General features: G+C 45.3%; 21 protein-coding genes and 1 riboswitch. Of the genes, 19 read left to right on the top strand and 2 right to left on the bottom strand.

Annotated elements, in window-relative coordinates; all coding sequences use genetic code 11:
• Nucleotides 1–44: 44 nt before the first annotated feature.
• Complete coding sequence (locus OCU87_RS10620; RefSeq protein WP_062690460.1) at nucleotides 45–1,745, bottom strand: FAD-dependent oxidoreductase; 1,701 nt, start codon at nucleotides 1,743–1,745, stop codon at nucleotides 45–47.
• Nucleotides 1,746–1,937: 192 nt separating this feature from the next.
• Between OCU87_RS10620 and OCU87_RS10615 the strand changes: the two genes are divergently transcribed.
• The 19 genes from OCU87_RS10615 to OCU87_RS10525 all read left to right on the top strand — a co-directional run bounded on the left by OCU87_RS10615 (nucleotide 1,938) and on the right by OCU87_RS10525 (nucleotide 20,828).
• Nucleotides 1,938–2,351 (top strand): YeeE/YedE family protein, encoded by a 414-nt coding sequence (locus OCU87_RS10615; RefSeq protein ID WP_094956706.1) that lies wholly within the window; start codon nucleotides 1,938–1,940, stop codon nucleotides 2,349–2,351.
• 9 nt (nucleotides 2,352–2,360) lie between these two features.
• Nucleotides 2,361–2,810 carry a DUF6691 family protein gene (locus OCU87_RS10610; RefSeq protein WP_390959754.1) on the top strand — a complete coding sequence of 150 codons (450 nt, stop codon included), beginning with the start codon at nucleotides 2,361–2,363 and terminating at the stop codon, nucleotides 2,808–2,810.
• Between the two features lie 104 nt (nucleotides 2,811–2,914).
• Entirely contained in the window at nucleotides 2,915–3,157 is a 243-nt protein-coding gene (locus tag OCU87_RS10605; protein WP_062690462.1) for a hypothetical protein, read from the top strand.
• 563 nt (nucleotides 3,158–3,720) lie between these two features.
• The gene (locus OCU87_RS10600) at nucleotides 3,721–4,908 is read left to right on the top strand and encodes an amino acid permease (protein ID WP_062690463.1); all 1,188 of its coding nucleotides are present in this window, start codon (nucleotides 3,721–3,723) and stop codon (nucleotides 4,906–4,908) included.
• Between the two features lie 514 nt (nucleotides 4,909–5,422).
• Nucleotides 5,423–6,019 (top strand): LPP20 family lipoprotein, encoded by a 597-nt coding sequence (locus OCU87_RS10595; RefSeq protein WP_062690464.1) that lies wholly within the window; start codon nucleotides 5,423–5,425, stop codon nucleotides 6,017–6,019.
• A gap of 4 nt (nucleotides 6,020–6,023) precedes the next feature.
• A complete protein-coding gene (locus tag OCU87_RS10590) occupies nucleotides 6,024–6,911 on the top strand; it encodes a hypothetical protein (RefSeq protein ID WP_261857089.1) in 888 nt (295 codons plus the stop codon).
• Nucleotides 6,889–7,413: a hypothetical protein gene (locus OCU87_RS10585; protein WP_062690466.1), complete on the top strand. Its 525-nt coding sequence runs from the start codon at nucleotides 6,889–6,891 to the stop codon at nucleotides 7,411–7,413. Before OCU87_RS10590 ends, OCU87_RS10585 begins: the two co-directional genes overlap by 23 nt.
• 501 nt (nucleotides 7,414–7,914) lie before the next feature.
• Nucleotides 7,915–8,571: a histidine phosphatase family protein gene (locus OCU87_RS10580; protein ID WP_062690467.1), complete on the top strand. Its 657-nt coding sequence runs from the start codon at nucleotides 7,915–7,917 to the stop codon at nucleotides 8,569–8,571.
• An 84-nt stretch (nucleotides 8,572–8,655) separates the two neighbouring features.
• Nucleotides 8,656–8,844, top strand: a riboswitch (cobalamin riboswitch).
• 185 nt (nucleotides 8,845–9,029) lie between these two features.
• On the top strand, nucleotides 9,030–10,226 hold the full coding sequence (locus OCU87_RS10575; RefSeq protein ID WP_261857088.1) for a cobalt-precorrin-5B (C(1))-methyltransferase: 1,197 nt from the start codon (nucleotides 9,030–9,032) through the stop codon (nucleotides 10,224–10,226).
• Complete coding sequence (locus OCU87_RS10570) at nucleotides 10,219–10,872, top strand: precorrin-8X methylmutase (protein ID WP_062690468.1); 654 nt, start codon at nucleotides 10,219–10,221, stop codon at nucleotides 10,870–10,872. The genes OCU87_RS10575 and OCU87_RS10570 overlap by 8 nt, the downstream gene beginning before the upstream one ends.
• Nucleotides 10,872–12,167: a precorrin-6y C5,15-methyltransferase (decarboxylating) subunit CbiE gene (gene cbiE / locus OCU87_RS10565; RefSeq protein ID WP_261857087.1), complete on the top strand. Its 1,296-nt coding sequence runs from the start codon at nucleotides 10,872–10,874 to the stop codon at nucleotides 12,165–12,167. The genes OCU87_RS10570 and cbiE overlap by 1 nt, the downstream gene beginning before the upstream one ends.
• Entirely contained in the window at nucleotides 12,160–13,044 is an 885-nt protein-coding gene (gene cobI, locus OCU87_RS10560) for a precorrin-2 C(20)-methyltransferase (protein ID WP_083540920.1), read from the top strand. Before cbiE ends, cobI begins: the two co-directional genes overlap by 8 nt.
• Nucleotides 13,041–14,672: a cobalamin biosynthesis protein gene (locus OCU87_RS10555; protein ID WP_261857086.1), complete on the top strand. Its 1,632-nt coding sequence runs from the start codon at nucleotides 13,041–13,043 to the stop codon at nucleotides 14,670–14,672. The genes cobI and OCU87_RS10555 overlap by 4 nt, the downstream gene beginning before the upstream one ends.
• 19 nt (nucleotides 14,673–14,691) lie before the next feature.
• Complete coding sequence (locus OCU87_RS10550) at nucleotides 14,692–15,645, top strand: sirohydrochlorin cobaltochelatase (RefSeq protein WP_094956717.1); 954 nt, start codon at nucleotides 14,692–14,694, stop codon at nucleotides 15,643–15,645.
• Entirely contained in the window at nucleotides 15,638–16,513 is an 876-nt protein-coding gene (cobJ, locus tag OCU87_RS10545) for a precorrin-3B C(17)-methyltransferase (protein ID WP_261857085.1), read from the top strand. The genes OCU87_RS10550 and cobJ overlap by 8 nt, the downstream gene beginning before the upstream one ends.
• A complete protein-coding gene (cobM, locus tag OCU87_RS10540; RefSeq protein ID WP_094956719.1) occupies nucleotides 16,510–17,298 on the top strand; it encodes a precorrin-4 C(11)-methyltransferase in 789 nt (262 codons plus the stop codon). The genes cobJ and cobM overlap by 4 nt, the downstream gene beginning before the upstream one ends.
• Before the next feature lie 6 nt (nucleotides 17,299–17,304).
• Entirely contained in the window at nucleotides 17,305–18,324 is a 1,020-nt protein-coding gene (gene cbiB / locus OCU87_RS10535; protein WP_261857084.1) for an adenosylcobinamide-phosphate synthase CbiB, read from the top strand.
• Between the two features lie 42 nt (nucleotides 18,325–18,366).
• Nucleotides 18,367–19,482, top strand: coding sequence for a threonine-phosphate decarboxylase (locus OCU87_RS10530; protein WP_261857083.1), 1,116 nt, complete (start codon nucleotides 18,367–18,369; stop codon nucleotides 19,480–19,482).
• Nucleotides 19,479–20,828, top strand: a complete 1,350-nt coding sequence (locus OCU87_RS10525; RefSeq protein ID WP_261857082.1) for a cobyrinate a,c-diamide synthase — start codon at nucleotides 19,479–19,481, stop codon at nucleotides 20,826–20,828. The genes OCU87_RS10530 and OCU87_RS10525 overlap by 4 nt, the downstream gene beginning before the upstream one ends.
• Nucleotides 20,829–20,927: 99 nt before the next feature.
• Here the strand turns inward: OCU87_RS10525 and OCU87_RS10520 are convergent, their stop codons facing one another.
• A complete protein-coding gene (locus tag OCU87_RS10520; RefSeq protein ID WP_261857081.1) occupies nucleotides 20,928–22,031 on the bottom strand; it encodes a phosphoribosylaminoimidazolesuccinocarboxamide synthase in 1,104 nt (367 codons plus the stop codon).
• Between the last annotated feature and the right edge of the window lie 366 nt (nucleotides 22,032–22,397).

The following is a 22,397-nucleotide window of genomic DNA, read 5'->3' as shown; positions in this document are numbered from 1 at the left end:
TCGTAATGGTAAATCGTTGTTACCTGTTATATTGAAGCCTTAACTTATTGCTTGGCAGTGATATAAGTACGGTAGCCACCAATCAAGTTTCGAGCTTTAAAGCCATTATTGACGAGCTGACGATAGGCCACATTACCGCGTAAACCGACCTGACAATAAATTATGATTTCTTTGTCTTTTGGTAGCTCATTCATGCGTTGGCGAAGTTGATCTACCGGAATATTCAGTGCGCCAGCAATATAGCCATTTTCCAGCTCAGCAGGGTTGCGAACATCCAGTAGCACTTGGTTATCCGTTAACTGGTCTATTTCGTTAAAGTGGATAGGTGTGGCATCCCCTTTAATGATGTTATTGGCAACAAATGCAGCTTGGTTAATCACATCTTTTGCACTGCCATAAGGTGGTGCATAGGTGAGTTCTAAATGCTGAAGTTGTTCGACTGTCATTCCTGCACGCTGCGCAACAGCCATGATGTCGATGCGTTTATCGACGCCGTCTTTACCTGCCGCTTGTGCACCAAAGATCTTGCCTGTTTTCGGGTCAAATAGCATTTTGAAAGACACTATTTCAGCGCCGGGGTAGTAGCTTGCATGGCTGGCAGTATGAACAAACACTTTTTCGTAATTTACGCCATCGCGTTTAAGTTGTTTTTCATTTTTACCCGTTGAAGCAATGGCTAAATCAAAAATCTTACAAATCGCAGTACCTTGTGTGCCTTGATAGCTTTCGTTTCTGCCCATCATATTATCGGCAGCCATACGACCTTGACGGTTCGCTGGACCTGCCAGTGGCACCATGGTTTGCTCGCCAGTCACAAAGTCAGTTTCTTCAATGGCATCACCCACGGCATAAATAGCAGGGTCACTTGTTTGTAGGTTAGGCGTTGTCCAAATACCACCAAGTTCACCAATTTTAAGCCCTGCATCTGTTGCTAATGCAGTTTCAGGGCGAACACCTATCGCCATAATCAGTAGATCAGTATTTAACGACTCCCCATTGCTCAAAGAGAGGGTGAGGTGACCGTTAATGTGCTGATGTTGGGTATTTTCACCTGCTTCGATACTGGCGATATGAGGCTCAGGTAGATACTCGACGCCAGTTAAGGCAACACCTAAACGTAGATCGACGCCATGAGCACGAATTTCGTTATGGGCGAAACCTGCCATTTCTTTATCGACGGGTGTCATCACTTGATCGGCGAGTTCAAGTAGCGTGGTTTTAATACCGCGCTGGTGGAAGGCTTCCATCATCTCTAGGCCAATAAAACCGCCTCCAACAACCGTTGCATGCTCAACGTTATTTGCTTCGATGGTTTGAAGAATTCGATCCATGTCTGGGATATTACGAAGACTATGGGTGAGCGGGTTTTTTACACCGGGAATAGGCGGGACAATAGGACCCGCGCCAGGACTTAACAAAAGGAAGTCATAGCTTTCGGTGTACTCGCTATTTTCGAGTAGGTTTTTGACTGTTACTGTTTTTTCATCACGATTGATACTGATGACTTCATTCATTACACGAACATCAACATTGAAGCGTGCAAGGAAGCTAGCGGGGGTCTGGAGGAGGAGTTTACTGCGATCTTGGATATCACCACCAATATGGTATGGCAGACCACAATTGGCGAAAGAAACAAATTCACCACGTTCAAACATGATGATTTCAGCGTCTTCGCTTAGTCGACGAGCGCGAGCCGCCGCCGAGGCACCACCTGCGACACCGCCGATAATCACAATCTTAGTCATACTCACTCCTGATATTGTTATTTTAACTTTCGTTATTAGTGAATCACTGTAAAACTTTAAATTAGCTTTGTCTAATTTAATTTTAACTTAATTAGTGTTGACTAATTTAAGGGGCAGGTTAAGCTATTTATTAGACAGGATATTGGCGAACGTAGGAAGCCAATAATAGGTACAGATGTAGAGGATGGTGAGATGAGCGAGTTTCCATGGGATGCACTAAGAGGCGGAATGTTACTAGGGTTATCTGCTGCGTTATTATTGGTAATGAATGGTCGTATTGCAGGTATCAGCGGAATTCTATCGGGCTTACTAAAACCTCAGAAAGGGGAGTTTGGTTGGAGAGTCACTTTTATTATCGGCATGGTCGTTGCGAGCTTAATCGCGCCGATGCTGGGGTTTGAATTACCACTCGACTTACCTGTTGCATCAATCCCTATGGTCGTTCTAGCTGGTTTGCTGGTGGGCATAGGCACCAAGCTCGGGAATGGTTGTACGAGTGGGCATGGTATTTGCGGAATGGGCCGTTTGTCTAAACGTTCCATTATTGCCACTTGTGTATTTATGGGGAGTGCGATCGCCACAACCTTCATTCGTCTTCATCTATAAGGGCTAAATATGTTGATTCAAACGATAGTTTCAAGCGTGATGTTTACGCGGCTCATGACATTGACCTCTGGTGTGCTTTTTGGTTTAGGCATGATGATCTCGGGTATGGTTGATCCTGTTAATGTTATCGGATTCTTAGATATAGCTGGCGATTGGAACCCAAGCCTGATGTTTGTCATGGGTGGCGCGCTTCTGGTTTTTATGCCGATCTATTTCTTGGTTATTCGTCACTTAGATAAACCTGTTTGTGACAGCGAGTTTAAGGTGACAAAAAATAACTCAGTGGATCCTAAGTTATTGACGGGTGCTGCACTTTTTGGGATTGGCTGGGGGATTGCGGGTGTTTGTCCTGGTCCTGCTGTAACGTCCTTGAGTGGCGGTAATATTGCAATAATCGCTTTTACGCTGAGTATGCTGATTGGTTTCTTTATTGTAGGAAAGATTGAATCACGACAGTAGAGTGTAGATTAACGCTCAGAATCTCCTCATTTAATGCATTCTCTATTGAATCATTGCCAGATTTTGGTACAAAGGAATGAAGTCCCCAAGAGCAGGAGGCAAGGATGACGATTGCCAATAAATTATTAAGTCCAGCGATCATTGATCAGGCAAAAAAGGAAGGCGTACTGAATGCATTAGAAAGTGTTTATGCAAAAGCGCATTACGCTAGATTTAAGCGAGTGAAGTGGGGACGCGATTTTTTTGATGGGATTCAATTTGGTGATGGCAGCCTTATAGCGGTTAAACCAGGACAGTTTAACCGGTTAATGCTAGTGGCGATTGAATCTGATACTGCGCTGGCTTAAAACACCTTAGGTGGTTTTGATAAAGTGCTAATTAGCCTCGTGATATCACACGGGGCTTTTTTATATCTCGTAAACGCAAGTGTGATCTATGTCACATTGCTGTGGTATAAAGCAAATAAATAGCACTCGTGTATTGTGCTTTGTTCTTTAGATTATTACTTTGCTTATTGACCGAACAAACAGCATTTTTCACTGACCATGGAAAATACTGCATTGATGGCATAAGGAATGCCACCAATATGATAATGGACTGATCGTTTTAGGAGTACGATGATGATTCACACCAACCTAGGGGCTATATCGCATATAGTGCCTGGTGATAAACAAAGAGTAGCCTTGCAAGGTTGTTCTGATAATTCACACCCCTCAATTTCTGCTACCTCTTTTATTGCTTTAGAGCGATTTAATTACTTCTCGTTTATGAAGCGCTTTTGCGCGTAATTCAGATGGTTTAAGCAACCTATCGCTTAACAATGAACATTATCCCTATATGGCCAGTAACATCGACCAATGTATGCTGGAAATGGATAAAACGAGAATGAAAACGCTTTAAGGAACACACCGTGAATTTAAAAATTATGGGCAGTGCATTGATCATTGCCGGTACTGCACTTGGCGCAGGTATGCTCGCTATCCCTATGGTATTAGCACAATTCGGCCTGCTTTGGGGCACATTGCTGATGCTCATCATTTGGTCGGGCACGACTTACGCGGCACTGCTTTTGCTGGAAGCCAGTATTAAAGCGGGTGGCGGTTTAAGTATGAATACCATCGCGCGTAAAACACTGGGTAAAGGCGGACAAGTTGTTACAAATGGCTTGTTGTATGCGTTATTGGTTTGCCTATTAATGGCTTACATCATAGGTGCCGGTGACTTAGTGAAGAAAATGGCGGCAAGCGCAGGCCTCGAATTGACGATGCTACAAACACAAGTCGCATTTACGTTAATCGCTGGTGTTGTGGTTGCTGCGGGTACCGCAGTGGTCGATAAGCTCAACCGTGTATTATTTGGCATGATGCTAGTTGTACTTGTGATGACCTTGTTCTCGCTGGTGCCGTCTATTTCTATGGAAAACCTATTAACAGTCACTAGCGACAGTAAAGTGGATTTGATCAAAACAAGTTCAGTGCTATTCACTAGCTTTGGTTTTATGGTCGTTATTCCATCATTAGTGACTTATAACGAAGGTGCATCGCAAAAGCAGCTGCGCAATATGGTGGTAATAGGCTCGATTATTCCACTATTTTGTTACCTACTTTGGTTATATGCGGCAGTGGGTAACCTTACCTCTGAACAACTGGTGCATTTTGCTAATGTGTCAGAGCTTATTGCAGCATTAGGTACTAAATACAGTAGTATTCATACGATTCTATCTGTGTTTACAGGGCTTGCGCTTTTAACATCATTCCTTGGCGTGGCGATGTCGCTATACCATCAAAATGAAGATGCGTTTAAGCAAAACCGTGTTGTGACTTATGTTTTGACATTCATATTCCCACTTATTGGTGCCTTGCTTGCTGCCGATCAGTTCCTTGCAGTGCTAGGTTATGCCGGCATTATTTTGGTGTTCTTGGCGATTTTTGTACCAATGGCTATGACAGTGAAAGTGCGTCAGCAAGATAACGATCAAATACAGTTACAAGCGGCTCAAACGGCTGAGGGTATGTTATACCAAGCATCTGGCGGTAATATTGCGCTTGGCCTTAGCTTCTTGTTTGGGTGCTTCTTATTGATGGCTCAAGTGATCTAAGCACTATTTAGCATTACACAACAGAAGGCATACTTAGGTATGCCTTTTTTAATGGGTGTAAAACAGGTACTGATGACAGGCGCAAGCCGCTTACTATCTATGGATTGAAGTTTGTATTTCTCTGAACATACAGTGTTGGAATGTTCTTTTCTTCATCATAATATTTATCTGCATATAGTGAGGCGACGTTAATCACCATTAATTGTGTCATAAAGTCTTACTCTGCTTATTCCTTGTGCGGATATGGCTTTCCCCAAAATACCATTTTAATTTAACATGAAATTATTTCGCAAGTGTATCATGCGCAATGTGCTGCACAGCTTATTTCTGTTGCCCTTGAGTTGCGATTGAAACTTAACATCATGATAAAAACATGGTTCAATTGACATGTGTTTTGTGTCAAACTTCTGATGCATGGTGATATATGGCGTATGTGAATACCTGTTGTTGCTTGGCACAGTCACAATAATATTAAAATTACTCAATTAATAATTGCTTAGTGGTAGAGATTGATATGAATAAAGTTTTGTTAAAGCTAATGGTCGCTCTTGGTGTCGTTACTATGGTCGGTTGTTCGAGCATTGAAACAGCGGAAGACATTCAAAAAGCCGATTGCTATTTCCCTGATATGCCTTCAAAAGAAGCGCCAAAATGGGTTTGTGAAGTAACGCCCCAAGGTTACGAAATTATTGGTGTGGGTTACGCCAAGAAAAGTGTTGCTGGCTCAGGCATCATGCGTGAAATTGCGTTGAACAATGCACAACAACGTTTAGCCTCACAGATGGAAAATAACATCAAAAGTAAGTTTGATGCAGTCACTAGACAATCAAGCACAACGACTAAAACAGTCAGTGATGAACACGTTTCTGAAATGGTAGAAATCACCATAAACAACGTGGTTAGTACCGTTATTCGTGATGCACGTGTCATGACAACGCTAACTTCACCAACTGGTGGTATGTATACCTTAGTTGCAATGACAAACGATGCGTACCAATCAAATATGGCAGCTGCAATTGAAAAAGCACGTAACGATCAGGTGTGGAGCAAACTTGACTCAGAAGAAGCGCAAGAAGCAATGAAGCAAGCGTTAGCATCTTTAGAGGGGTAGTGGTATGAAAGCGATGATGAAAAGCTTGTTAGGCTTTACTGTACTTGCTGCAACACTATTAACATCAGGTTGTGCTTTTTACACTGAAGTGGGCTCAACCATTGCAGCACCAAGCAACAAAGGTATTAATTACAAGCAAATGGAAGTGAGTAACTTCTCTTCTTCTGAAAAAAGTAAAGGCCCTGTTTTTTCAAAGATGCTACGTAGTAAAATTCGTGAATATGGCTATGTTGATCCTGCAAATAAAGGGCTTGGCATTGTTGTTACTGGCGAGATCAGCTGGGATAAAGACGAGTCGACATGGCAAGAAGAAGTGAAATCGGATGATGGTAATTACTTCCGTTATTATGCAAAACGTACGCGTTCAGCAACAGTCACTTATTCTGTGACGAAAAACGGCCGTGAAGTAACGTCTGGTAACTACTTTAGTCAGTCTAACAGCGAGCATAATGACCTAGACAGCATAGGTGCCGCGCACTCCAAACTGCAAGGTTGGGACAGCATGAACAACTCGATTTTAGAAGACCTTTCCGTTCATGTTGCCCAAGATCTTACGCCACACCAAAAGTACATCACTGTACGTTTGCTAAGTGGTGATGATGAAAGCATTGATCTTGCTAATGAATATGCTCAGCGTCAACGTTATGATCAGGCGTATGCTATGTTCCAGCAAATTGCGCAAGCATCGCCAAACGTTGCTGATCAGGCAATTGCGACTCATAACATGGGGATGATTAAGCTCCTTGAGAGTGAGTTCAAACAGGCTTACAAGCTGATTAAGAAAGCTAACGTGATTGATCCTAAGAACATGGCAATCTTAGATTCGATTCCTATGGTTGAAAACTACTTTCAGATGAGCAAAAAACACGATGAACAAATTAAAACAGCTTAGTGTAGCAACGGTATTACTTCTTCTTGCTGGCTGTGCATCTGAGCCAGGGGTGACCGTTCACGTACCACCGGCAAAATCAAAGATTTTTGGTGATGTTAGCTCGTGTGAAAGTCAGCTTAACATGCATGTTATCCATGAGACGGATGCCGCTGGTGAACGTATTTACGTGACGTCTAAGCAAACAGTTGTTGTTGCTGGCGGTGATCGCGATAGCATTACAACGCTGGAAGAAGCGGCACGTGATCGTGCATTATCTTTAGCTGTTATGGAAACTAACGGAGTTGCTATCGAGAAGCACTTTACCCAAAATGAGACTGTGCTAGACCGCAACGGTTCGCAGTCATCATACGGTGATGTCCAATCTTGCTTAACCAGTAAGGCTGTTGGCGTAGGTGTGGCTCAGCTTCGTCACTGTGACACCAAAACATTGCCTTCACGCCATATGGAAATGACTTGTGTGGTGGATGTTAAAGTGCCAAAAATGAAAGTTGAACGCATGTAATATGCTTCACATGTAAAGCGTGATAATGCATCACAGTAATATAAGAGCCAAGTGCCAGTCACTTGGCTTTTTTGTACCTGAAAGAGTGGGACGAAGTTATCCATGCCGATAGATGGCTATAACATTGAACTACAGGCACGAAAAATAGGCACAAAAAAATCGACAACATACAAAAGTACATTACCGTTAGGGAAGTAGCGTGAGGAGTCGGGAAGGCGAGTTTGACCGAACTATTGCCTTCCACAGGTGTAAACCTTTAAATGACCAAAAATAAAGGACTTACAAGCTTTTCACTGAGTACGAAAAAGTGAAAAGCGACAATAAATTGCTGAGGCTGATAATACCGACTTTGCTTGATTGCGGCTATACCATAGCCTTATGCTGTTTCTGTAAAAATACACCAAAGTGTAAACTTTAAATTACGGTTTGTTAGGTGTTAACCCTTCGAACCTTCGCTTACGCTAATAACCAATAACCAATAACCAATAACCAAGTGATCTAATGAGTTCAACAAATCTGCATGGGCTTTTAAATCCAAATGAAGCTAGCGTTACACTTATTTTGATTCGTCATGGTCAAACAGAATGGAATCTGGCGAATAAACTTCAAGGCTGGCGCGATAGTCCGTTAACCACTCAAGGACGGAAAACCCTCTTGCGTACAGCGGTGAATAACCGATTGTGTCATTTATACAAACCTGATGTGGTGTACACGAGTGACTTAGGGCGAGCGATGGCTTCTGCACGCATTATTTGTAATAAAAGTGGTGGATATATCGTGCCAGATCAACGTTTACGGGAAAGAAGGTTTGGTATTCTCGAGGGTAAGCGAAAAAATGAATGTAATGACGGTTTCTTACTTATTCAACACTGGTTAGCGTATCAAAAACGCTATGAAAAACGATTGGATGCGTGTCATACAATAGCAGCAGAGCTATTGGCAGAAAGTGAGCCGATGTTTGAACACCGAGTTGTGGGATTTTTGCGTACTTTAGCAAGACGACACGCAGGAAAAACGGTTTACGTGGTTAGCCACGGCGAGTGGATTCGATGCGCAAACAATATTCTGCATGGTCGAACATCGTGGTCATGCGGAGAAGGTATTCCGATGAACACTGAAATGAATATTTTTGAGCTAAAGGCATCACACGTAATTTAAGTAAATGAAAAGTAAATATTATTGTTGATAACTAGGGGCATATCATTAAACTAGTTTGATAATAAACCACATAATAAGTAATGTCATTTCAGTCAAAGTACTGAGTGAACATGGTGAATACCATGCAGGGAATCAGGTGAAAAACCTGAACTGTACCCGCAACTGTAAGCGATGAGTTTTAACCAAGCCACTGGATGATGATTGCATCATTTGGGAAGGGGTTAAAGTGGTCTAGTCGTCAGTCAGGATACCTGTTACTTCATTAACTTCCGAATTCTGAGCGGGGATACTCAGCATCGTACCTTCCGGCGATTTCTCTATCGTTGCGCTTGGCTATTCGGGGGTAATTGTATTGTAACCCCTGTAATGAATGCCGAGCTTTAAGATTAAGCTATGCAACATTACCACAATGGAATGGTAAGGCGTCATGGCGAGTCAAAAAATCAGTGGAGCGGGCTTTGGTTACCAAGGTTAAGCGTTCTAAAAAACGCAGTGATTTACGCTTTGGTTTTACAACTGGCGCTTGCGCTGCGGCTGCCAGTCGAGCCGCTGTTCATGCCTTGCTAACAGGGCGTTCACCATCTTTTATAACAATCACGCTGCCCAATCTAGAATCTGCCACTTTTGCTGTGTCTCAGCTTGAGCATCACGCAGGAGCGGTACTCGCGGGCGTTATTAAAGATGCAGGCGATGATCCTGATTGTACCCACGATGCTGAAATTCAGTGCTTTGCACAATGGAGTGAACAGTTAGGTTTTACTCTTGATGGTGGTGTAGGGGTTGCTCGAGTAACGCTGCCGGGGCTGGAGCTACCCGTTGGGCAACCTGCGATAAACCCTGTTCCTCGGGCTAATATCCTCGATATGGTGCAGCTAGAATGGAACCTAAACGCCGATGCCAAACTACGTAGCTGTTGTCAGCAAGGTATCGCGTTAGAAATACGTGTGCCTGATGGCGAAGAACGAGCCAAAGAAACCATTGGTCCTCGTCTAGGATTAATCGGCGGTATTTCTATTCTAGGCACGCGTGGCACGGTCAAACCTTATTCCACCTCTGCTTTTTCTGCTTCAGTGCGTCAATCGGTTCAAATTGCTAACGCGAACCAACAAAATCACGTTGTGCTCACCACTGGCTCTCGCTCAGAAAAATCTGCCATGGCAATGCTGCCACATTTAGACAGTATCTGCTTTATTCAAGCGGGTGATTTTGTCGGTGTCGGGCTACGTGCCAGCAAACGTTATCAAGTTCAAAAAGTCACTGTTGTCGCCATGATTGGCAAGTTAGCCAAAATGGTGGCTGGCTACATGATGACCCATGTATCGGGTCGCGCGATAGACTTTCAATTATTGGCTGATCTTGCTGTTCAAAGCGAGTGCTCAGCAGAGCTGTGTCAGCAAATAAGCAAGGCGAATACGGGCCGCCATGTTTTAGATTTATGGCGTGAAACATCCCCACAAGCCTTTTTAGATCTGTTATGCCAACAAGCTGCGGAGCACGCAGCTGTCTATGTTGATCATCACGTCAATATCGAGTTTCGCTTGATTGATTTTGATGGCAGCCTACTGGCTAAACACTATTCACCTTCCCATCATACGAAAAACTGTTACAGCTCCAGTGAGCACACTCGTCAGCGCATAAGGACATACCATGAATAAGATGCAGCAAATGACTGCGCAAGGTCGACAAATCGAAAATAATTCGTTCGCGATTATCGACCATGAAATAGAAGCATTTCACGGCGGACATTCGTTCACATCTGTTGAATGGAATGTCGTCCGCCGCGCCATCCACACCACTGGTGATTTTGAATACGCTCAGTTATTTCAATTCAGTGAGGATGCGGTGAGTTTGGGTATTCAAGCCCTACAAGCAGGGGCCAAAATTATTACCGATGTCACAATGATATCGACAGGTTTGAGCCAGCAGCGTCTATCAGTACATGGTAACCAAGCACATTGCTTTATCAGCCACCCAACAGTGATTGAACGGGCTAAAGCCAGCGGTGAAACCCGAGCGATTCAAGCCATGCAATATGCGCGTGAAGCCGGTGTATTAGACGGCTCTATCATTGCTATTGGCAACGCGCCGACAGCCTTGTTTGAAATTTTACGTATGGTGGAAGCGGGCGAAGCTAAACCAGCGCTCATCATCGGTATTCCTGTTGGCTTTGTGAAAGCGGAAGAATCAAAACAAGCACTGATCGATCAAACCACAATCCCTTATATCGCTAGTGTGGGACGAAAAGGGGGAAGCCCATTAGTGGTTTCAACAATTCATGCTTTGCTGATGGAGTCGGTCTAATGCTCAGCGGTGATACCAATTTTTCTGAACAGCCCGCGATCACGGTTGTGGGCGTGCCAGAAGATGGCTGCATGAGTTTAACCAGCCGTGCGGTCAATGCGGTGGCGCAAGCTCGTATAATTGCAGGTAACGATCGTTTACTAACTTGGTTCCCTCAATGCAAAGGGAAACGTCTATCAATGGCGCAAGGCTATAAAGCGTGGCTTACGGCAGTATTAGAAGAAAGTGAAGAGGGCGGAGTGGTTATCTTAGCATCGGGTGACCCTTTGTTTTACGGCATAGGTAAAACACTAAGTAACCACTTACCGACAGCAGAACTGCGCTTTATTCCTAGCCCTTCCTCCATGCAGCTGGCGTTTAGTCGTTTGGCATTACCGTGGCAAGACGCTACGTGTTTGTCTGTTCATGGCCGCCCATTAACGGGCCTTGTCAGTCAAATGCAGCAAGGGGATTTATTTTGTGTATTAACCGACAGCAATAATCACCCAGCAGCCATAGCTAAGCACTTACTGACTTATCATCAGCCGCATTGGCAGATATGGGTTTGTGAACAGTTAGGCGGTATAGAAGAAAAGGTCACGTCGTTCACAGTGGCTGAATTAGCCACAAAACAAGTTGAGGATTTTAATCCGCTCAATCTTGTTGTGTTACAACGCCAGCAAGCACTTTATTGGGGGGGGTATGGTCAATATGCAGCCGATGATACATTTGAAAAACGCATGCCCAAGCGTGGCTTAATCACCAAACAACCTATCCGTCATTTAGCCTTGAGCAGCATGCGTATTCGCCCTGACCATAGTGTTTGGGACATCGGCACAGGCTCTGGCTCTGTGGCTATTGAAGCGGCTAAACAGTGTTGGCAGGGGCAGGTTTATACCTTGGAATCCAACAACGATTGTTATGAATCGATTGAAGCCAATATTGCTGCTCATGCGACCGACAATGTGCAATTGCTAAAAGTGAAAGCGCCCGAGGAATTAGCCAGTTTACCTCAACCTAAGAGTGTATTTATTGGCGGAAGCCGTGGTGAAATGGCGGCGATTTTAGATTCCTGCTGGCAGCGCTTAGCCGATGATGGCGTTATTGTTGCCACCGCCGTCACCATAGACTCAGTCGCCGAACTTCACACTTGGTCAAAACAGCGCAACGTCAAGGCGCTTGTCCAAATGGTCTCTGTTTCTCAGGGCGTGCCCTTGGCGCACTACACTCGCTATCAAGCAGAAAACCCTATCCATCTTTTTATCTTTGATAAACGTCTTCAAACAGAATTACACAGCGAAAATAATAATGACTAAACAATTAGGCAAGCTCTACGCCGTAGGGGTGGGGACTGGCGACAGTGAACTACTGACATTAAAAGCACACCGATTAATCAGCACTGTGGATGTTGTGGCGTTTCCTGAAAAGGATAAAGGCTCGCAGGCGTCTTTTGCTCACCAGATCGTTGCAGGTGCGGTACAAGATGAAGACATGCAGGGTGAAAAGCTGTTTTTACACTTTCCAATGAGCCGCGATCCGCAGATTAATATTCCTGCGTGGCGTGAAGCGGCACTGTCGTTAATTGCGCGTTTACAACAAGGTAAAGATGTTGTTTTTGCAACAGAAGGCGACCCTTCGGTTTATAGCACTTGGGCCTATATTCAAGAAGAGTTACAAGAATTATTGCCACAGCTTGAGGTTGAAATTGTACCGGGTATTACTTCGGTCACGGCTATTCCCGCTCAGACCCAAATTCCTTTAGCTGACGGACAAGAGCGTTTTTGTGTGGTGCCTGCCACTTGGGGATTGTCATGTCTACCGCGCTTAGTGGAAGAGTTCGATACCATCATGTTGATCAAAGCGGGGCGTATTGTTCCTCAGTTAACAGCGTTACTGGAAAGCATGGATATGCTCTCTTGTGCTACCTATGTATCGCATGCCACTACCGACAAGCAAGAGGTGTATCAAGACTTGCGTGACGTGCCTGAAGGTCATCGTTATTTCTCTATGGTGCAGCTTTCAGTGCGAGCGCGTCGTGGTGTGTTACGCGGCACGTCAGTAGAGCAAGATTCTACGGATAAAGTGGCTCCTCAAACACTCGTTCAACAAACCCCAGCTCTGAAAATCCCAGTTCAGCAAATCTCGGCTCAACAAATCAAAGCCTCATCGTTAGCAAAGGAAGTAGCTGCGTGAAAATAGCTATTTATGCCATTACCCTTCATGGTGCAAAGCAAGCGCAGCGATTGGCAAAGACCTTGCCATTTGCCACTGTGTTTGTTTCAGATGTTGGTCAAGAGCTGTTCCAGCGAAATGAGGCACAAGCCGAGCGTTTAACCTTACCCTTGTCGGATTTTATGGCGCAGCGCTTTAGTGATTATGACCATCATATTTGCTTTTTCGCCACAGGGATTGTGAGCCGCATGATAGCTCCTCTAATGGTGGATAAACGCACCGATCCTGGGGTGATTTGTATTGATGATCATGCCAATTTTGTCATTCCTATGTTGTCAGGCCACCGTGGTGGCGCGAATGCTTTAGCATGTCGTGTTGCTGAGCTATTAACGGCGACCCCCGTAGTGACAACGGCTTCAGATGTCGCAGGGAGTTTATCGGTGGATATGCTGGGTGCCGCTTTTGGCTGGCAGCTAGCCCCTGAATGCGAACAAGCGATCACATCCGTCTCTGCTGCTGTGGTGAATGAAAAGTCTGTATTGATAGTACAACGCGCAGGGCAACAGAATTGGTGGCGTGAAAAGCGATCTATGCCTACCAATTTGATTTGCCACCCAGAACTGGCAGCGACCCAATTAACGACAATCTCTCCCGAAGCATGGGATGGACTGGTATTGATTTGTGATCAGCAAGTGCCAGAAGGGTATGCAGATTGGCAAAATAAATGTGTGCTATGGCGACCAAAGTCGTTGGTCTTAGGAATAGGTTGCGACAGAAATACCCCTGCCCATGTGATTCAGCAAGGCCTACAAACCTTCCTAGATGAACATAATTTAGCGTCAGAGTCCGTGGCTGCTTTTTCCAGTATTGCGTTAAAAGCAGATGAAGCGGGTATTCATGCGATTTCTTACCGTCAACAAACGCCGTTTGTCACTTATGAAGCGCCGCAATTAGCAGATGTTGAAGGTATTGAAAATCCTTCTGAGTTTGTCAAAAAAATCACAGGCGTATCATCGGTTGCGGAAGCTGCGGCACTGAAAAAAGCAGGAGCGAATCGCTTATTAGTGCCTAAGTGGAAGTACAAGCAAGATGGCTTCAACATGACTTTAGCCTGCGCGCGTATACCAGCCGATGAAGCTATAGCTAAGAAAAAGTGGAAGAACTGGCTAGGTGAAAACTGCCACATTAATGCACACGGTAATGAAGTCGTCAAAGGGTATCAGTGTAAGCCAAAGCACGTCGATTTAAACCGCCCTATGTTATATCACCGCCACCATGTATTGGTATGTGAAGGTGGCCGTTGTGCTAAAGAAGGTAGCCGAAATTTAGCCCATCATCTAAGAACTTATCTGAAAAAATTAGGGCTGAGTGAGGGTGAAAACCGCATTAAGATCAGCCGTACTCATTGTGCGGGGACATGTCGCAATCGCGCCGCGTTGGTGATTTATGAGCGCTTAGCAAGGCATGAAACCCCGATTAATAATGGCCTGTGGCTACGCAATATCGACGCGCTAACAGAAGACGATTGGCAGCAACTCTTCCTCGCGCTGAAAACGCGAACACCATTGCAACAGGTGCTGGATGAAGGCTTTTTTGCACCGATAGAAGATGCACAGATTGGCAAGATTGTTACGGAAAACATAATTTAAAATTGAAATAGGAATATCAATGAAACGTTTACGCCATTACAACCAAGGTACCGCTATTGTTCTGAGCTGTTTTGGCTCTGTGGTAGAACAACAGCGTTACGTGAAACTGCAGCAACACATCAGTGAGCTGTATCCTGACTGCCACGTTCGCATGGCAACCAGTTCTAAAATGGTTATTAAGAAGCTCGCAGGTAAAGGCGAAATGTGTCAGAGCTTGCCGCAAGTGTTAGCGGATTTAGATACTCAAGGCTATCAGCATATTTTAGTGGTTTCTTGCTACTTGTTCCCAACGGATGAACATTTGTACCTAACCAAAATTGTAGATGGCTTTAAGCAGTTTTCGCTATCACGTATCGGTCAAACACCTGCCATCATGCATCATAGCCAATTGGCAACGAAACTGCTTGGCGCACTACATCAGCGCTTTCCCGTTGATCAAGGGTGTAACTTATATATTCACCATGGTGCGCCACTGCTGGATAACCCTGGGCATCAAGCCATTCATTATTGCGATAGCCTACTCACTAAAATCTCTAAGCGTAATTTTACCTGCTCGTTAGAAGGGGCGTGGCCGTTTGGATTACTCATTGATAGCCTAAGCGAAGAGATGAAGCAGGCTTGCCAACCTATGATTGTCAATGGTGAAAAACCTAAGCTGCGTTTAGTGCCGCTACTGTTAGTTTCAGGCAATCATTTTGAAAATGACCTCGCCAGTATCAAAGGTCAACTTGACGCCGATTTTGAGGTGCAAGTTGCAGAACCTGTTCAACACGCAACAGCTAACAGCTTTGATACGGTGAATGACAAGGCGAATGAGCCGCTCAATGATAAGGCGAATAAAAAGTTCTGTATGTTAGATGTGCCTGAACTGATCGAGATAATCGAAAAGCAAATCGCGGAAGGGTTGATCAAAATTGGCGCACCAGAACGTGCTTTACAGATTATCGGCACCGCCGAGGTGAACCATGGCTAAACTGACCTTGGTTGGCCTTGGGCCGGGCAGTATCGATCTCGTGACCCCCGCCGCCCGCGACGCCATTGAATCTGCCGATGTTGTAGCGGGCTATAAAGCCTATGTCGACTTAATTACTTCTCTGATTGATCAGCAAGAAGTGATTCAAAGTGGCATGACGCGCGAGTGGGAAAGAGCAGCAGCGGCGATTGATGCAGCAGCGGAAGGCAAATCTGTTGTACTCGTCTGTTCAGGCGATTCTGGTATGTACGCAATGGCGCCCTTAGTGCTGGAGCTATTACAACAGCGTAATCCTGAGTTACCTGCTGTTGAGCTTGCCATCATTCCGGGGATTACTGCGGCGAATGCCTGTGCATCTTTGGTGGGGGCGCCACTTGGTCATGATAGTTGCACGATTTCATTATCGGATCTGCTGACCCCTTGGGAAGTGATCACCAAGCGGATAGAAGCGGCTGCAATGGCTGATTTTGCGATCACGTTTTATAACCCAAGATCGAAAAAGCGTAAAAGCCATATTGAAACCGCGCAACAGATCCTATTGCAGCACCGCGACCCCAAGACCCCAGTGGCGGTAGTGAATGCTGCGTATCGTGATGATCAAGGTGTGATGTTAAGCACGCTCGACAGCTTTACTACACTCGAGTTTGGTATGAATGCTGCGGTACTCGTGGGTAACAGTAATAGCTATTACTTTGGCGATTGGATTGTTACGCCACGTGGCTATAAAAATAAATACCAGCTTGAAACAGGGGCTGTGTTGTCAGGGCAAAAGCGAGGGCATTCGTTAAATACTGCTACCGCAGAACAGCAAGGTGAAGCAGTGAAAGCTCGTCAAGAACAGGGTGAAAAAGCAGGTGAATTAGTATGACCGTCTTCTTTATTGGTGCAGGCCCAGGAGATCCTGATTTGATCACAGTTAAAGGCGCGCGCTTAGTTGAGCGTTGCCCTGTGATCTTGTACGCAGGCAGCTTAGTACCCAAAGCTGTGATTGAACGGGCAAAACCCGATGCGAAAGTGTTTAACTCGGCAGATATGGATCTGGATGCGATCACCAAGGTGTACACGGATGCATTTGCGAATGGCGAAGATGTTGCCCGTGTACAAACTGGGGATCTCTCGATCTACTCCTCGTTGGCTGAGCAAGTTCGTCGTTTAGATGCACTTGGTATTGATTGGCAGGTTATTCCCGGTGTGTCGTCATTCCAAGCGTCTGCCGCGGCATTGGGTCAAGAACTCACTTTGCCTGAAAAGTGCCAGACGATCATATTAAGCCGCGCATCTGGCCGAACGCCTGTGCCAGACAAAGAAAACCTCAAATCACTGGCAGCGCATGAAGCGACACTGTGTTTATTTCTGAGTGCAACGCTCATTCGTAAAGTGGTGCGCGAGCTTTCAGAGGTTTATCCAATGAGCTGGCCTGTGGCTGTGGTTGAAAAAGCCTCTCACCCAGAGCAGCGCATCATTCGAGGCACCTTGGCTGACATTGCAGATAAAATGCATGATGCCAATATTCGCTCAACAGCGATGATCATTGTCAGTAAGGTGCTTGGGGAACAAGATTTTGTTGATTCTAAATTGTATGACCCGACGTTTTCTCATGCGTGCCGCAAAGCGCGTGTGGTCGACGGTGACACTGTGAATAAAGAAGGTTAGTGCATCATGTTGTGGGCTTATTCTCCGCCAGCGTTGTTTGATTCGGTTTCAGTCACGCTAGCACTTTTATTGGCGGCCGGTTTGTTGCTAGACGCTTGGTTTGGCGAAGTTCGTCGTTTTCATCCCTTGATTGGTTTTGGTCATTTGGCAAACTGGATTGAAAAGCAGCTAAATCGATCAGCGTCGAGCCAGGCCGTTCGCGCTTCTGAAAAACGTTGCTCTCGAATGGCTAATACGAGATCAAGAGGCATCTTGCTTGGTGTCTGCGCGTGGTGCTTGGCGATCTTGCCTCTTTTGTTAGGGTCATACTGGTTATTTGATTGGCTCTATCATGTCTCGTTATATCTGTGGTTAGCGGCAAATGTCATCGTGTTGTACTTCACGATGGGGAAAACCAGTTTATTGCAGCACGCACAATGGATTTACCGCCCTTTGGTAGCTGGTGACCTTTGTGCCGCGCGTGAAAAAGTGGGTTGGATTGTCAGCCGTGATACCAGCGCAATGGATCAGTATCAAGTGACGTCAGCAACGGTGGAGTCAGTGCTTGAAAATGGTAACGATGCCGTTTTTGGTGCCATGTTCTGGTTCATAATTGGTGGTGCGCCAGCCGCGGTGTTGTTTCGATTAGTGAATACCTTAGATGCGATGTGGGGGTATAAAAATGATCGTTACTGCCACTTTGGTTACAGCGCGGCAAAACTTGATGATGCGATGGGCTGGTTACCCGCTCGGCTAACAGGCCTGACTTATGCCTTAGTGGGGAACACTAAAAATGCGCTTCATTGTTGGCATACTCAAGCGCATTTGTGTGCCAGCCCTAATGGTGGGGTTGTGATGACAAGTGGCGCAGGGGCAATCAATACTACCATTGGTGGGCCTGCCATATACCATGGGATTCAACACGATAAAATTTTTATGGGGCAGGGTGAGAAAGCAACGGCAGCCGCAATAGCGTTAGCCAGTGGTTTAGTGGAGCGCAGCGCGTGGCTATGGGTCGCTGTCTTGGTGATTATTGCCGCGTTATAAAGTCTATAGAGCACAACCGAGATTATTTATGAGTAGTAAAACATGCTGAACCATGGTGGAAAGTTACGTGAGTACGCGGCCTTGTATCAACGACCGCTAGAAGAATGGGTCGATCTTTCTACAGGCGTTAGCCCTTGGACATATCCTATCGGCAAGATCCCAACACATGTGTGGAATCGTCTGCCTGAAGATGACGATGGTTTAACAGAAGTTGCGCAGCAATATTACGGTTGTGAATCACTCTTGCCTGTCGCAGGTAGCCAAGCTGCTATTATGGCGCTGCCCTGTGTGATCCTATCGTCATTGATTGAAAGTGATGGTGAAGTCGAGGGGAGCTGCAAAAAAGATATTCAGATCGCGTTGCCGCAGGTGGGTTATAAAGAGCATGAACAGGCTTGGCGAAAAGCGTTAACGCAATTTCCTACGGTTACTATCTCTTTGGTTTTTTACCATGATGAGCCATCCACTGAGCAGCTAAATAGCATAGATGTATTGGTAGTGATTAACCCGAATAATCCAACGGGCCATTATGTTTCAGCTAATAAATTACACCTGTGGCAGCAAGCATTGGCTGTGCGAGGTGGTTGGCTGGTGGTTGATGAAGCTTTTATGGATCTCACGCCAGCGCATTCGCTTTTACACAGTAACAATCCAGCGGTACGAGGAAATTGCGCTGCTGAAACGCTAACAGAAAACTGTATCGTGTTGCGCTCTGTCGGTAAGTTCTTTGGCTTAGCTGGGGCACGCGTTGGCTTTGTGATCGCTCAGCCCAAGGTGCTTGATCCGCTACAGGCATTGCTTGGTCCTTGGACGGTTGCAGGACCTAGCCGTTATATCTTGCAGCAAGCATTAGCGGATACACCTTGGCAGCAGCAAACCCGTGAACGAATCTGTGCCATGGCAGATAAATTACACCAAGTGTTGTTACTCCATTTTTCCAGCAAAGATAACCTTGTTGAAGCAACAATGACCAGCGGGATACTTTTTCATACGGTTCAGCTGCCGCATGCGGCTTGGTGGCATCAAACACTAGCCAAACAAGGGGTACTGGTGCGACTGTGCGACGAGAAACATGCGATTCGATTTGGTTTGCCGCACAATGATGCTGACTTGCAGCGCGTAAACACAGTATTAACACACATTAAGGACAATCAATGAGTTCATATTCATGCCCAGCCTTGGTTGTGGCAGCACCGTCATCTGGCACAGGGAAAACCACGGTTGTTGCAGCATTAGCGCGTTACTTCACGCAGCAAGGCAAGAATGTAAGGGTTTTCAAAACAGGGCCTGATTTTATTGACCCGCAGTTTTTAGCCTTAGCTTCTAAAGCACCTGTATATCAATTGGACTTTTGGATGTGTGGCGAAGCACATTGTCGAAATTTACTGGCACAAGCATCGCAAGAAGCGGATTTGATCTTAATTGAAGGCGTGATGGGGATGTTTGATGGCCAGTGCTCCAGTGCTGATATTGCCGCGGCGTTTGGTATCCCTATTTTGGCTGTGATAGATGCAGGCGCAATGGCACAAACCTTTGGTGCGATTGCACATGGGCTAGCCAGCTACCGTCAGGATGTTGATGTGTTTGGCGTGATTGCAAACCGTGTTGGCTCTGAGCGTCACGCTGAAATGCTGCAAGAAAGTTTACGTCCACCGCTGACATTCTGTGGTTGGTTACCGAAAGACATGGATTTGGCTTTACCTGAGCGTCACTTAGGCTTGGTACAGGCCAGTGAGCTGGATGACATTGAAGCTAGGCTAGATCATGCCGCAAGTGTCATTGCAGCCAGTAGTGACATTCCATTGCCTAAACCAATCGCATTTGATCTACATGATGATCCCTGCGCTTTGACTGAGGTACAAAAAACGGCACTCTCTGGTGTGACGGTAGCGGTCGCAAAAGATAACGCCTTTCTGTTTTTGTATCAGGCAAACCTTGAGCTGCTAGAAGCCTTGGGGGCTGATCTGGTCTATTTTTCACCCCTCACGGGTACCGCGTTACCATGTTGTGATGCCTTGTATTTACCGGGCGGCTACCCTGAACTTCACCTTGATGCGTTACATGCTAATCAGGCGCTTATCACTCAAATTCAACAGCACGTTCAAGCAGGTAAGCCATGTGTCGCAGAATGTGGCGGCATGCTTTACCTTAATAAAACGTTAACGGCGGTGGTAGCACCAGAGGGTGAATCAGAAACAGCTAGGTTGAATACTTCTCCTGTCGCTATGTGTGGAGTGCTTAATGCGCATTCTCGTATGCAGCCTAAACTGGCAGCATTAGGCATAGTTGAAGCGGCATTTGAGCTAGGCACATTACGTGGACACACTTTCCATTATTCAATGACCTCGTCGGAGGAAGAAGTGCTAACTCAGCCTGTGAGCCAATATGGTCGTAAGACCGATCCTGTGTGGACCAAAGGGGCGACAACCGCCTCTTATATTCATTGGTATTTCCCTTCGAACCCAGATGTCGTGGTGTGGCTGTTTACACGAAAAGCCGCGTGAATGGCGAAACGATGTGGAAAACGATGTGGAATAAGAAAGGGCTGCGCAATTGCAGCCCTTTTGATATCAGTTCAAATTTGCAGTGATTATCCGTAATGCTTAATCGATCAAACCGTATCGCTCACGTAGGATCGCGACGATCTCAGCTTTAGGATTTTGGCTAAGGACAATTTTTTGACCTGTTACTTTTTCAGCGATCTCTGTGTAGGTTTTTGATAACGCCATTAATGCACTTTCTGGCAGCTCGTTATCACGAGCAAGGGCAAAACGCTCGTCCATGCGATCTTTGTTAAGTAGAATGTCGGCATCAGGGAAGTAGTTAAGCAGGAACTGACGGAAACCTTCTTTTGAGTTTTCGACAATTTTACCGTCACGGTAAGAAGACTCTTCCCAAATACGTGATGAATCAGGTGTACCCACTTCATCCATATAGATCAGCTTTTCGTTACCTTGTGCATCTTCCACATAACCAAATTCAAATTTAGTATCAACGAAGATTTGGCCAAGCTTTTCGAGTTCACCGCTGATCACATCAAAGCCTTCTTTTAATAGCTTCTCGTAATACGCAATATCATCGGTAGATTTGAAATTGAAGGCTGCAAAGTTATCTTCAATATTTTTGCGGGTAATATTTACATCATCAACCGCAGGCACGCCGGGAACATTTTCTAAAATGCCTTTGGTTGAAGGGGTGATCAGCAATTCAGGTAGCTTTTGGTCACGCGTTAAGCCTTCTGGTACTTCAATACCACAGAATTCACGTTCGCCTTTCTCGTATGAACGCCACATAGAGCCCGTAATGTATTGGCGGCAAATCGCCTCAATCATAACAGGCTTCGCTTTTTGGACAATCCAAATGAAAGGATGAGGAATGTCTAAAATATGGCTGTCGGCTAAGCCATTTTCGTTGAACAGCTTGAACCAGTGGTTTGAAATCGCGTTAAGAGCAGCCCCTTTACCAGGTACACCTTTCATGCCGCCTTCGCCGTGCCAGATACAGTCAAAAGCTGAGATACGGTCACTAATAACCATAATTGCTAATGGGGCATCAGGCTTAACATTGTAGCCTTTTTCTTTAATCAGACGCTGGCTGTCTTCTTCAGTTAACCAATATACCGAACGTACTTTACCGCTATGCACGGGTTTGTCGGTACGGATTGGAAGGTCATTATTTACAGCAAGAACTTGATCAGCGAGGCTCATGGCGAAATTCCTATTTCATATTAATGCGATGAAAGCACAAGTACTCACTTGTTGTTGGTACTTGTGAAGGGCAACTGCCTGTTTCTGTGCGGATCATACCAGAAGTTGAAGACTCTGCCAGTAAAAAAGCAATCGTTTGCCTTTTATGTAAGCTGAGATAAAGCGATTGGTTGAGATGGCAGAGTGAGCTAGCCAGCATTGATTACTTATCAATGGCTGTACTGAGGTCTAGCGAAAACATAGGTTTAAAATACATAGGTTTAAAAGACGTAGCTTTAAATTGAAATACGGCTGACTTTGAGTAAATAACCGGTAAGTAATATAGGTTAAACACATCTATTGTCTTACTAATATAATGGTTATTTA

The sequence above is a fragment of the Photobacterium sanguinicancri genome, assembly GCF_024346675.1.
Taxonomy (GTDB): Bacteria; Pseudomonadota; Gammaproteobacteria; order Enterobacterales; family Vibrionaceae; genus Photobacterium; species Photobacterium sanguinicancri.
This window is presented reverse-complemented; position numbering and strand designations above follow the sequence as displayed.

What these genes read in the sequence shown, in the direction of transcription:
- OCU87_RS10620 (WP_062690460.1), bottom strand. Translation starts at nt 1,745, where the DNA reads ATGACTAAGATTGTGATTATCGGCGGTGTCGCAGGTGGTGCCTCGGCG.
- OCU87_RS10590 (WP_261857089.1), top strand. Translation starts at nt 6,024, where the DNA reads ATGAAAGCGATGATGAAAAGCTTGTTAGGCTTTACTGTACTTGCTGCA.
- OCU87_RS10520 (WP_261857081.1), bottom strand. Translation starts at nt 22,031, where the DNA reads ATGAGCCTCGCTGATCAAGTTCTTGCTGTAAATAATGACCTTCCAATC.
- OCU87_RS10595 (WP_062690464.1), top strand. Translation starts at nt 5,423, where the DNA reads ATGAATAAAGTTTTGTTAAAGCTAATGGTCGCTCTTGGTGTCGTTACT.
- OCU87_RS10550 (WP_094956717.1), top strand. Translation starts at nt 14,692, where the DNA reads ATGAAACGTTTACGCCATTACAACCAAGGTACCGCTATTGTTCTGAGC.
- OCU87_RS10605 (WP_062690462.1), top strand. Translation starts at nt 2,915, where the DNA reads ATGACGATTGCCAATAAATTATTAAGTCCAGCGATCATTGATCAGGCA.
- cobJ (WP_261857085.1), top strand. Translation starts at nt 15,638, where the DNA reads ATGGCTAAACTGACCTTGGTTGGCCTTGGGCCGGGCAGTATCGATCTC.
- cobM (WP_094956719.1), top strand. Translation starts at nt 16,510, where the DNA reads ATGACCGTCTTCTTTATTGGTGCAGGCCCAGGAGATCCTGATTTGATC.
- OCU87_RS10525 (WP_261857082.1), top strand. Translation starts at nt 19,479, where the DNA reads ATGAGTTCATATTCATGCCCAGCCTTGGTTGTGGCAGCACCGTCATCT.
- OCU87_RS10610 (WP_390959754.1), top strand. Translation starts at nt 2,361, where the DNA reads ATGTTGATTCAAACGATAGTTTCAAGCGTGATGTTTACGCGGCTCATG.
- OCU87_RS10570 (WP_062690468.1), top strand. Translation starts at nt 10,219, where the DNA reads ATGAATAAGATGCAGCAAATGACTGCGCAAGGTCGACAAATCGAAAAT.
- OCU87_RS10580 (WP_062690467.1), top strand. Translation starts at nt 7,915, where the DNA reads ATGAGTTCAACAAATCTGCATGGGCTTTTAAATCCAAATGAAGCTAGC.
- OCU87_RS10615 (WP_094956706.1), top strand. Translation starts at nt 1,938, where the DNA reads ATGAGCGAGTTTCCATGGGATGCACTAAGAGGCGGAATGTTACTAGGG.
- cobI (WP_083540920.1), top strand. Translation starts at nt 12,160, where the DNA reads ATGACTAAACAATTAGGCAAGCTCTACGCCGTAGGGGTGGGGACTGGC.
- OCU87_RS10585 (WP_062690466.1), top strand. Translation starts at nt 6,889, where the DNA reads ATGAACAAATTAAAACAGCTTAGTGTAGCAACGGTATTACTTCTTCTT.
- cbiE (WP_261857087.1), top strand. Translation starts at nt 10,872, where the DNA reads ATGCTCAGCGGTGATACCAATTTTTCTGAACAGCCCGCGATCACGGTT.
- OCU87_RS10530 (WP_261857083.1), top strand. Translation starts at nt 18,367, where the DNA reads ATGCTGAACCATGGTGGAAAGTTACGTGAGTACGCGGCCTTGTATCAA.
- cbiB (WP_261857084.1), top strand. Translation starts at nt 17,305, where the DNA reads ATGTTGTGGGCTTATTCTCCGCCAGCGTTGTTTGATTCGGTTTCAGTC.